The organism is Roseovarius sp. M141, from assembly GCF_024355225.1.
GTDB lineage: Bacteria > Pseudomonadota > Alphaproteobacteria > Rhodobacterales > Rhodobacteraceae > Roseovarius.
Window position 1 is genome coordinate 115,430 of the sequence record NZ_VCNH01000002.1, and the last position, 14,022, is coordinate 129,451.

General features: G+C 58.8%; 11 protein-coding genes and 1 pseudogene. 10 read left to right on the forward strand and 2 right to left on the reverse strand.

The window, feature by feature from the left end; translation table 11 throughout:
• Nucleotides 1-465 precede the first annotated feature (465 nt).
• From FGD77_RS01900 to FGD77_RS01945, 10 genes and pseudogenes are all read left to right on the forward strand, one after another.
• Entirely contained in the window at nucleotides 466-1,833 is a 1,368-nt protein-coding gene (locus FGD77_RS01900) for an IS5 family transposase (protein WP_255005831.1), read from the forward strand.
• A 196-nt stretch (nucleotides 1,834-2,029) separates the two neighbouring features.
• Nucleotides 2,030-2,299 (forward strand): annotated as a pseudogene (locus FGD77_RS01905) (integrase core domain-containing protein); the annotation flags it as partial.
• Nucleotides 2,300-2,469: 170 nt separating this feature from the next.
• Entirely contained in the window at nucleotides 2,470-2,640 is a 171-nt protein-coding gene (locus FGD77_RS01910) for a hypothetical protein (RefSeq protein WP_255005832.1), read from the forward strand.
• A gap of 625 nt (nucleotides 2,641-3,265) precedes the next feature.
• Complete coding sequence (locus FGD77_RS01915; RefSeq protein ID WP_255005833.1) at nucleotides 3,266-6,067, forward strand: glycosyltransferase; 2,802 nt, start codon at nucleotides 3,266-3,268, stop codon at nucleotides 6,065-6,067.
• Nucleotides 6,068-6,140: 73 nt separating this feature from the next.
• Nucleotides 6,141-7,163 carry a stealth conserved region 3 domain-containing protein gene (locus tag FGD77_RS01920; protein WP_255005834.1) on the forward strand — a complete coding sequence of 341 codons (1,023 nt, stop codon included), beginning with the start codon at nucleotides 6,141-6,143 and terminating at the stop codon, nucleotides 7,161-7,163.
• A complete protein-coding gene (locus FGD77_RS01925) occupies nucleotides 7,160-7,597 on the forward strand; it encodes an adenylyltransferase/cytidyltransferase family protein (RefSeq protein ID WP_255005835.1) in 438 nt (145 codons plus the stop codon). The genes FGD77_RS01920 and FGD77_RS01925 overlap by 4 nt, the downstream gene beginning before the upstream one ends.
• Nucleotides 7,598-7,611: 14 nt before the next feature.
• The gene (locus tag FGD77_RS01930) at nucleotides 7,612-8,055 is read left to right on the forward strand and encodes a hypothetical protein (RefSeq protein WP_255005836.1); all 444 of its coding nucleotides are present in this window, start codon (nucleotides 7,612-7,614) and stop codon (nucleotides 8,053-8,055) included.
• A gap of 1 nt (nucleotide 8,056) precedes the next feature.
• On the forward strand, nucleotides 8,057-9,115 hold the full coding sequence (locus tag FGD77_RS01935) for an asparagine synthase C-terminal domain-containing protein (protein ID WP_255005837.1): 1,059 nt from the start codon (nucleotides 8,057-8,059) through the stop codon (nucleotides 9,113-9,115).
• Between the two features lie 162 nt (nucleotides 9,116-9,277).
• Nucleotides 9,278-9,853: a hypothetical protein gene (locus tag FGD77_RS01940; RefSeq protein WP_255005839.1), complete on the forward strand. Its 576-nt coding sequence runs from the start codon at nucleotides 9,278-9,280 to the stop codon at nucleotides 9,851-9,853.
• 101 nt (nucleotides 9,854-9,954) lie between these two features.
• Entirely contained in the window at nucleotides 9,955-12,000 is a 2,046-nt protein-coding gene (locus FGD77_RS01945) for a hypothetical protein (RefSeq protein WP_255005842.1), read from the forward strand.
• Between the two features lie 57 nt (nucleotides 12,001-12,057).
• On the opposite strand, the gene FGD77_RS01950 is transcribed toward FGD77_RS01945, so the two are convergent.
• Nucleotides 12,058-12,723 carry an ABC transporter ATP-binding protein gene (locus tag FGD77_RS01950; protein ID WP_255005845.1) on the reverse strand — a complete coding sequence of 222 codons (666 nt, stop codon included), beginning with the start codon at nucleotides 12,721-12,723 and terminating at the stop codon, nucleotides 12,058-12,060.
• Between the two features lie 2 nt (nucleotides 12,724-12,725).
• The gene (locus FGD77_RS01955) at nucleotides 12,726-14,000 is read right to left on the reverse strand and encodes a hypothetical protein (protein ID WP_255005847.1); all 1,275 of its coding nucleotides are present in this window, start codon (nucleotides 13,998-14,000) and stop codon (nucleotides 12,726-12,728) included.
• Nucleotides 14,001-14,022 lie beyond the last annotated feature (22 nt).

The following is a 14,022-nucleotide window of genomic DNA, read 5'->3' on the forward strand; positions in this document are numbered from 1 at the left end:
CGTTGAAACAGTGCCTGTAACGTCTAACCCATTGTAACTAAATAAATGTTACGCTGTTACGCCAGTTACGCCGGATAAGTGTGTTGCACTGTGTGCGTGTGCGTGTATGCATGCGTACATGTATATATATTTATATATATCTGTAACTTGTAACATACATACATAAACACACTATATTTCAATGACTTAACGCGGTTACACCGGTGTTACGCTCCCGTTACAGGCGTTACAACCTTGTTTATCTCGGTACCAGCTATAACACGGCCAGGCCACACAGCGCTTTGGGTTACCGCCCACCGGCACCAAAAAGCATCGTGCCAATAGACCAGAGACCGATCATTCATTAGTCCAATCTGAACAACTTCCAGACATCTGATTTTGCTGGGAAACAGGTCGATTTTGTTGAGTCATAAGTGCAGGGTTTGGTATTGTGTGGGCAGAAACCCTGCAATTTTGAGCCGTGATATGAAGCCGCGAAAACCGCCCCCGGAACAAGACGATCTTCTGCGCGCCCGATTGGTCGAGATGATCGACATACGCCATGAGCTGGTGAAGCTGGCCGCCCTGATTGACTGGGACATCTTCGAACGGGAATGGGCCGGGTTCTTTCCGTCCCATACCGGCCGCCCGGCGACGCCGCCGCGGCTGGTTGCGGGGTTGTGCTACCTCCAGCATGCCTTCGCGCTCTCGGACGAGGCGGTCGTGGCCCGGTGGGCCGAAAACCCGTATTGGCAGCATTTCTGCGGCGAGACGTTCTTTCAGCACCGCCTGCCAATCGACCCGTCGTCGCTGACGCGTTGGCGCAAACGGATCGGCGAGGAAGGTGTCGAGTGGCTGCTGACCCAGACGATCGAGGCCGGGAAACGCGCCGGGGCGGTGAAGAGCGATGACCTCAAGAGGGTTACGGTGGATACCACGGTGATGGAAAAGAACATCGCACACCCGACGGATGCGCGGCTGTATGAAACCGCCCGGCGCAAGCTGGTCGGGCTGGCCCGTGAGGCCGGGATCGGCCTGCGCCAGAACTACAACCGCCTTGCACCCCGCCTGGCCGGTCAGGTCGGACGCTATGCCCATGCCCGCCAGTTCAAGCGGATGCGCAAGGCGCTGCGGCGGCTCAAGGGCTACACCGGCCGCGTGCTGCGGGACATCGGGCGGCAATTGGGCAAGGTCCCGGAGGGCGCGTTGAAGCTCCGCCTGGTGGAGATGATCGTGCTGGTGAGTAAGCTGCTGGCACAGAAACCGAAGGACAAGAAAAAGCTCTACAGCCTGCACGAACCTGAGGTGGACTGCATATCGAAGGGCAAGGCGCACAAACGCTACGAGTTCGGCACCAAAGTCAGCGTGGCCACGACCAACCGAGGTGGTTTCGTGGTCGGGATGCGGGCGCTGCCGGGGAATCCCTACGATGGCCAAACGCTGAGCGAGGCCTTGGAGCAGGTCGAAATCCTGACCGACCAGCGGCCCGAGATGGCCTTTGTCGATCGCGGATACCGTGGCCACGGCGTCGAGAATGTGAAGGTCTTCCTCAGCGGTGCCAAGCGTGGCGTAACCCGAACCATCGCCAGGCTCCTGCGACGGCGAAGCGCAATCGAACCGATGATCGGCCACATGAAGAACGACGGACGCCTGACGCGAAGCCCCTTGAAGGGAACCGCCGGAGATGCCCTCTTCGCCGTCCTTTGCGGCTGTGGTCACAACATTCGCATGATCCTCAGGCACCTTAGGGTCCTTTTGTCTCAACTGATTTGGCTGATCTGCCAAGCATGCATGATCGTTCACGCGGAAATGGCACGTGATCGAAGAGGTCAGGGCGGCAAACTGGCAACCTGATGGCGATGTTCAGGACGGACTCATTAACATTCAAACTGGACCACCCGATGGGGGCATTCCATCCCCACTTCGCAAGAGCGAGCCAGCAACGGCAAGACCACGGGTCATGATGAGGGCAAAGGTCTTTGTCTCCGATATCCGGAGGACAGGCGCTGGTCGGTCGCTCCCGAAACAGCGCTTCTTCCCGACGTGCTACGGCCATGAGTTCCAGGCGAAATTCCATTGGCACGTCGAGTATTTTGGCACCCGCCACGCCTACATCAAGCGCGGTGCGCCGCAGTTGAATGGCAAGGTGGAACGATCACACCAGTCGGATGGGCAGGAGTTCTACCAACTACTCAGTTACAAAGGCGACGTCGATCTCAAAGCCAAACTGGGCGAAGGGGAACGCTTCTACAACTTCCACAGACCGCACTGCGCGCACAACGGAAAGACGCCTTACGAAGCCCTCAGAGAAAAGCTATAATCAACAAGGAGAATGTCCCGCGAGCAACCGCACCTCACACATCCGAGTTGATCCTTTTATTTACATAATAAACCTTACACGTCATATCATTTGTAGCCGCAAAACGATAGTGTCACCCCTGTGCAATTCAGGAATGTCACTCTCCCCCAAAAGACTGAGGGAGATTGTGCGTGGGATGGGTGATGATGAGCGAGCGCGAGCTGAATCGTGTGGAAGTTCTGGCGCAGGTCGATGATGGTCTGCTGTCGACCGAACCGACGGCGCGCAACCGCCTGGGCTACCGAACGCCAGCCGAAGTCTTCCAAAGCCAAGTGATGGAAATTCAGAACCGACTGGAGTAAACGGGGAAAGCAGAAATTGCACTTCGGCGTGAGTTCACATCACAAAGCAGAAGCGTCGCACGCCCCTTAATCCAGCATATTTCAGCCTGCTGATGCCCCACATGGCAACAGCTTAATAATACAGGCGAAAATCCACTCAGGGCACGCAACATCCTGCTCAGGCACCCCAGACCGCCTCTGTTCCCGCCGGTTCGGGGGTTGCCGATTTCGGGCACTTCAAGCAAAAGCGGTCGTGAACTAACCGCAAACTTAGGGAATGCGCACATATTTCAGGCGGCTTTTGCATGAAGATGCAGGCTGGTGAACATCTTGTGCCGAAAATGTGCGGATGCTGCGGCGAAGCATCGTAAGACGATAAATAGTATCAGTGGTCCGATTTCTTGATAAATATGCTCAACTTTACGCTGAGCCGGTCTCTACGCAAGCGCCGCCCTGAGCCTCGCGTTTTGAGCGCCGCGACCCAAGGGCCGATTCTCTGGCCCGACAGACCTGATGGAAAGATGAAATTGTGAAAGCAGATACAATCGGCGCCGCAGCAGCACGTAATCCCCGCAACCCATGGACAAGGGCCCTTGACGCGTTAGAGCAGGCGCGGTCCGCGGACCTACATGCCGCAGAGCGCATATTGGACGGTATACGCTACGCGCCGGGGGTCTCCGCAGAGATTTTCGCGCTTTATGCCGATGAACTGGATGGCGCACGCACCCGGGCGCAATCGCTGCCGGTATTCAACATCCCGTCCGACTATACCAGCAACCCGGACAGCCGGTTGCGCCGCCCGTTCCGCCGGGTCCGGCCGGACCGCAAGGTGCCCTCGCCCTATCCCAAAAGCCTGGCGCTGCCCGGTCTGGTCGGCATGCGCAATGACTGGGCGTTCTTGCGGGACGTCGCGACGGCATATGCGGATCTGCCGCAGCCCGCGCCCAGCGTACACGTCATTGCAGCCGTCGGCGGCGACACCGATATCGCGGCATTGGGTGCGGCATTGGCCGGGCAGGATTTCGACGGCCCCGTTCGGCTGAGCGTCTTCGATCCGGCCCCAGATTCCACACTGTCGCTGCCCCCCGCGCTGTCGCCCGAAGTGATCGCGGGCGACATTCTGGGACCCGAAGCAAACGCATATCTGCGCCTGATGATTGACCGGGACACGGGCCCGGACGATCTTGTTCTGTTTCTGAGCGGTGAGGTGACGCTGGACCGATCGTTTCTGAAACGTGCGGCGTTTCTGGCGCGCACGTCGCGCAACGTGGTCCAGCCGCTTGTCCCTCTGGTTCCGGCCGGGGCGATGCAGACGCTTTACTCATGGAACGACCGGCACAAGCTGTCCGGTGCGCGCTATCCCTTCCGCGACGTCGAGGGGATGAACTTTGTCATGTCGATGGCCCTGCTGCGCCGGATAGGCCTGCCTGACATGCGGTTTTCCAATACCCATCTCGCGGCCCGCGAGATGGCGTGGCGCATGTTCAACCTGGGGGCATATTTTGCCCCCCTGTCGGTCCCTGCGCTGGTCGGGCGCAGCGACGCAGAACCAACCCACAGGGACAAATCGCTCTATGTGGCGCTGTGCCCCAATCATTGGGACCGCAAGAAGGATGCGCAATTCGAGCGCCCGCGCGCCAGCATCTACATCCCCGCCTACAATGCCGGCAAATATATCCGCCGCGCCGTCGACAGCGTGCTGGAGCAGGATGTCCGCGATCTGGAGGTCTGCATCGCCGACGATGGATCGACCGACGACACGCTTGCGCTTTTGCAGCGCCATTATGGCAGCAACCCACAGGTGCGGGTCCAGACCGCGCTTAACGGCGGGATCGGGCATGCGTCCAACCGTGCGATCCGCATGGCGCAGGCACCCTATATCGGGCAGCTCGATTCCGACGACTGCCTGAAACCCGGCGCCGTGCGGGCCTTGATGACCTATCTCGACGACCATCCCGAAGTCGCCTGCGCCTACGGATCGTGCGAACGGATCGACGCCGAGGGCAATTACGTCAAGAACGAATACAGCTGGCCGGTGTTCAGCCGCGAAAAGATGATGGTCACCTCGATCGCGCATCACTTTCGCATGTTCCGCCGGTCCTGCTGGGAACGCACGACCTACTTCCGCGAGGATATCGTGAACGCGGTGGATTACGACATCTTCCTCAAGCTGGCCGAAACCGGCCCGTTCCATCACATCGACCGGGTATTTTATCAGCGGCGCTGGCATGGCGAAAACACCTCCAGCGTCAACGAGGGGTTTCAGACCACCAACACCCATATCGTCCAGAACGAGACGCTGTCGCGCCTGGGGCTGGACCGGTTCTGGAAGGTGCATGTGCCCGACCCGAAGGAACCGCGCCGGGTGACCTATACACGCACCGATGATTGCAAGACGGTCCTGTTCTGGCCCGACTATTCGCGCGCAAACCCCTATCAGCACATGCTCTACAGCAAGGCCCGAAGCGCGATCGAATTCTGCGCCGGCAATATCGACGCGGCTCTGGAACAGATCGACACCTTCAAGACCCCGGGTGATCTGACCTTCCATCTGCATTGGATCAATTTCGTGCTGGTCGACGCCACCGGCCCCGAGGACGCCCGCGCGAAGGTCGAGGCGTTCCTGACCAAGATCGAAAAATTCGTCAGCAAAGGCGGGCGGCTGGTCTGGACCATCCACAACAGCCTGTCGCACGATACCAGCTTTGGCGATCTGGAGGTCGAAATGTCCACGCGCATCGCCGCCGCCGCGCATGTGCTGCATTTCCATTCCGAAGCGTCCGTGGACGAAGTCGCCAGAACCTTCGAGGTGCCGCGCGACAAGGTGCAGATTTCCCGCCACGGGCATTATCTGGGTGCCTACCCCGACTTCATCGACCGCGACTGCGCCCGTGCGCAGCTGGATCTGGACCCGCAGGACCACGTCATCGTGTTCTCCGGTCAGGTCAGGCGCTACAAGGGCGTGGCCCAGCTGATCACCGTTTTCCGCGAGATACTGAAGGATCGGCCGCAGGCGGTTCTGCTGATCGTGGGCGAAAGCAAGGTCGACATCTTCGAGGGCATGACACCGGCCCTGACCGAGTGGGAGCGCAGCCGCATCCGCATGACCAACCGCTTCGTCGACGATATGGAGATGCAGGTTTTCATGCGCGCGGCGGACATGGCCGTCTATCCCTACCGCAATATCCTGACCTCCGGGTCGATGCTGCTGGCGCTCAGCTTTGCGCTGCCGGTCGCGATCCCGGCGGTGGGCATGACACGCGACGTGCTCGAAGGGCAGAACGCGGGTGTCTGCTACGATGCCCAAGGCGGGCCCGCCGCCCTGAAACAGGCACTGGACGATCTACTGAGCGCCAAGGATTCAGGCACACTGCCCTCGATGGCCGCCAATGCACGCCGGGTCGCGCAGGAACAGGACTGGCCGGATTTCTCTGTTGTGTTCTCATGACGGGCCTGCCGTGTACTTTTATGTTTCGGGTTTGTGACATCGTTGGAGAAGTGGACAGCAAAATGGAGGACGAATGACCAAAATAGACGCAGTAATTATGTGGGTGGATGGCGAGGACGAGATATTCCGTCGCCAGTATGCCAACTACGCCGGCATGGTTCCGAAAGCCGCGCGCAGGCATGAGGTGGCAGGACGGCATCGCAACAGCGGCGAACTAGTCTATTGTCTGCGCGGCATCCACGCCCACATGCCTTGGATCGATCGAATCCACATTGTGACTTCCGGACAGATCCCCGACGGGCTGAACTTTAACGATCCCAAGCTTAATCTGGTCATCCACAGCGACATCTTTCCCGATCTGTCGGTGTTGCCCACCTTCAACTCCTTTGCCATCGACAGCTGCCTGCACCGTATCCCGGGCCTAAGCGAGAAGTTCGTCCGCTTCAGTGATGATTTTTTGGTGATTAATCCGGTAGTACCCGAGGTGCTTCTGGGGGCAGACGGGCAGGGACATTTCTATTTTGGACACATCCTTCCCAACGTCATTGATGCCGATGAAACGAAAACAAATCATATAAGGACTCTGGCCTTCAACCGCTATGTATTGGGCAGTACTGGCCGACTCGCCGTACATGCCACCCAGCACGCGCCGCAGTTGCGCGATGTGACAGTCTGCCATCAGATTGAGAAATCTTTCACAAATGATTTCGCACACACGCGGGCCTCACGCTTCCGCACCGACCGCGATATCAGCATGCTGTTTTTCTATCCGCATTACGTTTCGAACGAAAAGGCGCTTCCGCGCGACGGCGAGCAACGGTACAAGGATGCCAGCTGTACCTACTCCAGCTGGAAGGATGTACGTCAGGTACAGGTCGGATCGGACAAGCAGAACTGGCGCGAGCGTATCGCTAATGCCAAGTCAGACGGCGCCTATTTCCTCAACGTGAACGATGCTATGGGCAACGCCCCAAACCCAAAGGATATGGTTGATTTTCAATCTCTTATGAGAATTACTCTGCCCGACTGCGCCCCTTGGGAGACACCCGATGGGTTTAGCGTTCACTATCCCGCATTAGTGGAGGCCGAACGATGAAAACGATTGGATATACGACTGGCGTCTATGACTTGTTCCACATTGGGCATCTCAACCTGTTACAGCGCGCACGTTCGAGCTGCGATCATCTGATCGTGGGCGTGACCTCGGATGCCCTCTGCCTGTCGCGCAAGAACACTCTGCCGTTCATCCCTTTTGAGGAGCGTGCCGAAATAGTGGGCGCACTCAAGTGCGTCGATCAGGTCGAAATGCAGGATGACATGGACAAGATCGAGGCTTGGAAAAGGTATCAGTTCCACAAGATGTTTGTCGGTGATGATTGGAAGGGCCATCCGACATGGACTGCGCTTGAAGAAAGATTGGGACCTGAGGGGGTCAAGATTGTCTATTTTCCCTACTCGCGGCATACGTCGAGTTCGCAGTTGCGTGCAGCTCTGACCGCTGACACGCTGGCGCGATCCGAGAGGGTTTAGGAAAGGGCAGAACGATGACGGAAGACATGGAGCTTTTCGTGCAGAAATTCCGCACCCAAGAGTTGTCGTTTGCAGAGCCGCAAGGGTGGCAGCTGTCGCTGCGGCCTGCTCAAACAACTTTGGGTGCGATGATTTTGAGCGTACAGTCAGGTGCGCGTGATCTGACGGCGCTGGATGCGCAGGAAGCGCAGGGCATGTCCCAAGGATTTGCGCTCGCAGAACATCTAGCTCGTAGCCACTTCGGGGCGGTACGGATCAATATTCTGTGTCTAATGATGCAGGATCCCATTGTGCATTTTCACATCCTCCCTCGCTACGATCAGACAGTGGGACGCTATGACAAACAATGGACGGACGCTGACTGGCCTAGACCACCACACATTAGCACCGATGCCGCAGATGAAGTAATCCTCATGCGGATGCTGGAAGATGTACGCACATATATGAAACAGCGCTGATATGAGCCACTTGACGCACCAAACAGCTTCGAGTTCACAAGAAATGACATCCGGTGTACCATTGCGGAACGAAAGTCTGTATTTGATGTACCGCCGGTTTTTCCCGATCCACCGTCGCATGGTGAGTCTAGTAACGACACCCGAAGAGATGCAGGATCATTGTTCGGACAAGATTGCGAGCGTGGAAGGGCGGGTAGGCATCATGCTGTCCGGAGGCATGGATTCTGCCATGCTGGCCCATTTTCTGCCTAAAGGGTCAATTGCTTATACACTTGAGTATGGTGAGGATGAAACGGCTCTGTCCGAATTCGATCAGGCCGCTCGTTTCGTACCCCTAGGGGTAGAACACAAGAAAATTCGCATCACGCGCGCATCTTTTTTTGACATGGCGCGCGAGTTGACGCTGCTCAAGCGCGAACCCACAGTTCCGCACGATCCGGCCATTGGTCTGGCCGCGCGTCAAGCGCTTGCGGACGGGATCACCCACATGGTAACCGGCGTTGGTGCTGACGGTTCTTTTGGCGGCTTCGGGCATTTTTACAAGGATGTCAGCTATGCGGCATTTCGCAGTAATATCATAAAGCAATTCGTCGCGCCGTGGGACGTGCTCAAAAACCCTGTGCCGGTGGACTGGGTGATTGGCCATTACACAGTGAACGACAAGGTAGATGTGCAGACGTACTTGGGCGATGTGGGGACGGAAGGAACGGCTGTTTTCGACACGCTGCAAGCCTGTGGACTTGTGCCGGTCAACCCGTACTCGAGTATGCGCTTCGGGGCGGCGCTAGACATTGCGGGCCGTGGCGGAAAGTACCCGTTGAAAGACATGTTCGCACTGATTTATCCGGACCGAAAACCAAACAAGAAGATGGCGCTGCCGGTGCCTTACGGCCCTTGGATGCGTGATTACATTCCAACCCGGCCGGAATTTCGGACGGATCGGATGGACCGATTCGGCGGAAAGAACAGATACCAGATATATGCGCTAGAACTCTATATGGATATGCGCGCCCAATTCGGATGGTCGCAACCCACGGGAGACCGCCTTTTTATGCAATAAGCAAGCGGTCCCCCAAAAGTTGCAATCTATCTTGAAGATATCTATCCGCTAGTTGAGAATATGCGCCCTCGCCGCGAACCCACGGAACGAAAGCGTAATGTGTCACAATGTATACCTGACGCCGGCCCAGAGCTCACCTTCCCTTCGGAGGAATCCGAGCTTGTGTGCGAGGCTTACCGCGAGGCGCGCACCATACTGGAATACGGCTCGGGGGGGTCGACATGGCTGGCTGCCTCGCAACCCCGGAAATTCGTGCTCAGCGTCGAAAGCGACCGCGACTGGGCGATCGCGCTACAGGCCCGCATCGACGCGGCCAACCTGCCGTCTTCGACGGTGGTCTGGCATGTGGATATCGGCCCCACCGGGCGCTGGGGCAGGCCGAACACCTACGAGAACTGGCGCAATTATCACCGCTATCCGCAATCCATCTGGACGCAGCCGTTTTTCCGGCATCCCGATGTCGTGCTGATTGATGGCCGTCTGCGCCCGGCCTGTCTGGTATCGACCTGCCTGCGGATCACCAGACCGGTGCGGGTCCTGTTCGACGACTATGTCAACCGCCCCGTTTACCACGAGGTGGAACGCCTTGTGTCACCCACGAAAACCATCGGGCGGATGGCCGTGTTCGATCTGGAGCCTGTCCAGATCAGGCCGTGGATGATCGACCTTCTTTTTGAAGCCTGCACTCAAAGCAGTCTGGCGGCTGATGTCGTGGATTATTCCACCACGCTGGCCTGATATTCCATCATGTTGGGGCCCGGACGGCAGAATACGCTGTGTTCACCGGCCGGTCTGCCCTGTAAAGAAAGTGGCGCGACGCCTTGCAACTGGAGCATGTGATGACGGGAACGTTGGCAAGATCCTCGGATCAGAAATCTGACATTGTCATATCCGGCTCGGATGGAGTCGTGCCGCTGTCCAGCCGCGAACTTTTCTGGCGCGCGCGCTACCTGCGCGCGGGCCAGGCGGCGGGCCATCTGCCACTGTTGTTCTGGCTGGTCGCAGATCTGCGCCCCCGGCACGCGGTCACGCTTCAGATCGACTCCGGCGTGCTGCATTTCGGTCTGTGTCAGGCGATCGACAAGGTCGGCTATGATGCGCTGTGTCACGGGTTCGGCGCATGGCCGCCAAAGGACCCTTCGGGCAAGGTGCCCGAGGCCCTCGCCACCTACCATGCTTCGGAATACGAAGACATCTCCCGGCTGAGCGTGGGAACCCCGCTGGACGTGCAACACCTGTTCAACGCGCATAGCCTTGATCTGCTGATCGTCGAAAGCGGCATCACCGCCGAGCTTGTCAAAACGCTGGTCGGGCATTGGCTGCCGAAAATGTCGGACAGGGGCGTGGTGGTCCTGTGCGGCACGGCGGATATCGACACGGAAACATCCATTCAGCTTTCTGATCTGCGGCGCAATCACGCGCATGCCCATTTCGATCATAGCGGCGGGCTGGATATCATTGTGGCCGGCAGCAAGACGTCCGACCGTCTGGCCCGTCTGGTGGATCTGGACAGGGATGAATCCGCGCAGATGGCGGTTCAGCGCATCTTTGCCCGGTTGGGCGGGATGCATCTCAATGAATGGACGGCGCGCGACAAAACCAACTGGGCGCGCAGGCTCAATGCTACCGTCGATGAGGCCAAGGCCGAAGCCACCGCCCTGCAGGCAGAGCGCGACACGCTGGCAGAGCGTCTAGACAAGTTGGATCGTGCCTATGATCAGCGCCAGTTGCGCACGGCGTCCCTTGAACAGACGCTGGCCGACTGGGACGCGGTGCGCACCAAAGAACAAGAAACATTGGCGCAGGCACGCAAGGATCTGGGCGCGCAGAAAGCCGCGCTTGAGGTTGTGCAGGTCAACCTCAAAGCGGCAGAGGCCGCAAAGCAGACAGCCCTTGCGCAGGTAGAAGAGGAGCGCGCGGCGCTCAAATCCGCGCAGGCCGACAGGGATGCGGCGCTCGCACAGGCGCAGGAAAGCGTCGCCGCCAAGGCCGACAAGGACGCGGCGATGACGCAGGTGCAGCAGGATTTCGCCGCGCAAAAGACCACGCTCGAAGCCAAGCTGGCAGAGAGGGACGCAGCCGACGCCGAAAGGCAGGCGGCGATGGCCCAGATGCAGCAGGACTTTGCCGCGCAAGAGGCCGCGCTGGCGGACACCCGCCTGAAGTCGTCAGAGCTGGTTCTGACCATGACACAGGCGCTCGAAACCGCCAAGGACGATGCGCTGGTGGCGCGGGCCCAGATGCAGCAGGATTTTGATGCTCAAAAGGCCACGTTCGAAGCCAAGCTGGCAGACAGGGACGCAGTCGACGCCGAAAGGGACGCGGCGATGACGCAGATGCAGCAGGACTTCGCCGCGCAGAAGGCCACGCTTGAATCCAGACTGGCCGACAGGGATGCAGCCGTCGGCAAGAGTCAGGCGGTGATGGCGCAGATGCAGCGGGACCTGGCCGCAGAAAAGGCCGCGCTGGCACAGGCCCGCCAGAAGTCTTCAGAACTGGTTCTGACCATGACACAGGCGCTCGAAGCCACCGAGGGCGATGCGCTGGTGGCGCGCAAGGCGCTCAAGTCGACCGAAAAGGCATTGCAGCAAGGCACGGACGAGCGCACTTCGGCACTCATGACGCTGACCGCAGAACTGGAAGCGCTCCAGACGGCGCGAACCCAGCAGCACAAGGATCTGCGCGAACAGGCCGCCTATGCCGACAAGCTGCGCAAGATGATTCAAACGCACGAGAAAACGATTCAACGGCAGGACAAGCAGATTGCCGCTCTTGAAAAGGACCGGGAGGCGCATATCAACCTTCGCGAACAGATGAAGGACAGCACGTCGTGGCGGGTCACGGCCCCCCTGCGCCGTGTGCGCAACATTTTCGACAGGGACTGAGAGCGCAATCCCGGCGCCCTGCGCAAGGCCGAGCGTCGATACCTTCGGAAATAGCCGTCAGCCGGGCCTGCGGCGCATGTTGCGCTCGTGACGTTCGATGCCCTCGTCCAGATCGCGGTAATAGCGCATGCTGCCCTTCTCCAGAACCACGGCGGCGTTGCACACGCGCCGCACCCCGGCCATGGAGTGGCTGACAAAAAGAGAGCTGCACGACGCCATGCGATCCAGAAAGATCGCCTCGCTTTTTTCCTTGAAGGCCGCGTCGCCCACGGCGGTCACCTCGTCCACCAGATACCAGTCGAAATGGATACCCATGGAGCAGGCGAACCCCAGCCGCGAGCGCATGCCCGAAGAATAGGTATGCACAGGCTGGCGGAAATGCCCGCCCAATTCCGCGAAATCCTCGACGAAATCGATCAGCTCTTCGGTGTCCACACCGTAGACCCGCGCCAGAAAACGGATGTTCTGAGCTCCGGTCAGATCGCGGTGGAAACTGCCCATGAACCCCACCGGCCAGGACACGGTGCCGTCGATCTCTATGGTGCCCCGGTCGGGCTGGATGGTGCCTGCGATCATTTGCAGAAGGCTGGATTTTCCGGCCCCGTTGCGTCCCAGCAGGGCAATGGATTTTCCGGCGGGAAAATTCAGCGTGACGTTATCGGAAATCGTCGTGCGGCTCCCTTTCAGGTAGAATGTCTTGAGGACGTTTTTAAAGCGGATCATGCTCAGCGGCGGTCCTTGAGGCTGTAATAGATCAACACTGAAATGGTCCAGACGCCAAACAGGATGAGGCTGATCACCAGCAGCGTCAGTCCGCGATCGGGATAGCGCGGCGTCTCTGATACGGTCGGCCGCATATAGGCCGCCAGATAGCGGCTTTGGCGGCGGGCTTCGGCCAGGGCGGTATCATAGGCCGACTGGGCGGAGATATAGGCCTTTTCAGCGAATTCCAGATCGACCGACAGGCTTTCGAAGGTTCCGATCAGATCGGCATAGACCTCTTCGACAGGCTTTTCGCCAGGCGGCAAAACGTCACTGCCGTCCAGTGCGCGTGCGCCCATCTTTTGTCGCTCGCCGGCGATACGGTTCTGGATGACGTTGATGCGACGGTTGGCCAGTTCGACACGCGGGTCGCTGTCACGGGTCGTATTCGCCAGAAGATCGGCATCGATGAGGGCTTCGGCCAACTGCGCCTGAAGCGAGTTGAGCAGGCCCATCCGGCCCTGAATATCGGCAGAGGGATCCACGATCTGCGTCTCGTTGCGAAACAGTGTCAAAGCCTGACGCGCGGATTTCAGGCGCTGCACCGCCTGTTCCAGCTCTTCTCTGGCATAGCGCGCGGCATCGGCGCGCGCGACGTTGGACAAATCGTTGATCATCTGGCTGGACAGATCGAACAGCGCCGTGGCGATCCTGTGGGCGTCCTGCGGATCAAAGGCGCGGACCTCGACCTCGATCAGGCCGGTGCCGCCGGCATAGTATATGCGCACCATCCGCGCCCAGTAATCCATCTTGTCCTCGATGCTGGCATCCGGATCGAGGCGGTAGATGAAATCCTTTTCAGGCTTGCTGTAGATCGTTACCAGATCCAGCTGGCGGTCGATCTCGCGGACCAGTTCCTGGCTCTGGATGAACTCGTAAAGGATATCCGTGTCAGAGGAACTGGCCGCAGAAAGGCTGGTCATTCCGCCCAGAATCTCCATCGCGGATCCGACCTCTTCGCGGCGCACGGTAAAGCCCACCTTGGAGGCATATTGGTCAACCGCCCTTGCATAGAGATAGATGCCCGATACGGCGGCAGGTATCAGCACGCACAGCACGAAACTGGCCAGGATCAGCTTGTGGCGCAGCCGCAGATAGGCCGCCTGCGCCGGACGAAGCACCTCGATGACCTTTACCTTCATTTGCGAGGCGGTTTGCTGCTTGGTCTGTGCGGCCAACGTCGTTCCGATCTTTTCAATATGGATGCAAATCCCTATCACATGTACAGCCAGAGGCATCCCAGTTCCAGATGCCCCGAAA

Excerpts from the sequence above, each read along its gene's own strand:
- FGD77_RS01900 (WP_255005831.1), top strand. The coding sequence starts at position 466 with ATGAAGCCGCGAAAACCGCCCCCGGAACAAGACGATCTTCTGCGCGCC.
- FGD77_RS01920 (WP_255005834.1), top strand. The coding sequence starts at position 6,141 with ATGACCAAAATAGACGCAGTAATTATGTGGGTGGATGGCGAGGACGAG.
- FGD77_RS01925 (WP_255005835.1), top strand. The coding sequence starts at position 7,160 with ATGAAAACGATTGGATATACGACTGGCGTCTATGACTTGTTCCACATT.
- FGD77_RS01930 (WP_255005836.1), top strand. The coding sequence starts at position 7,612 with ATGACGGAAGACATGGAGCTTTTCGTGCAGAAATTCCGCACCCAAGAG.
- FGD77_RS01935 (WP_255005837.1), top strand. The coding sequence starts at position 8,057 with ATGAGCCACTTGACGCACCAAACAGCTTCGAGTTCACAAGAAATGACA.
- FGD77_RS01945 (WP_255005842.1), top strand. The coding sequence starts at position 9,955 with ATGACGGGAACGTTGGCAAGATCCTCGGATCAGAAATCTGACATTGTC.
- FGD77_RS01950 (WP_255005845.1), bottom strand. The coding sequence starts at position 12,723 with ATGATCCGCTTTAAAAACGTCCTCAAGACATTCTACCTGAAAGGGAGC.
- FGD77_RS01955 (WP_255005847.1), bottom strand. The coding sequence starts at position 14,000 with ATGCCTCTGGCTGTACATGTGATAGGGATTTGCATCCATATTGAAAAG.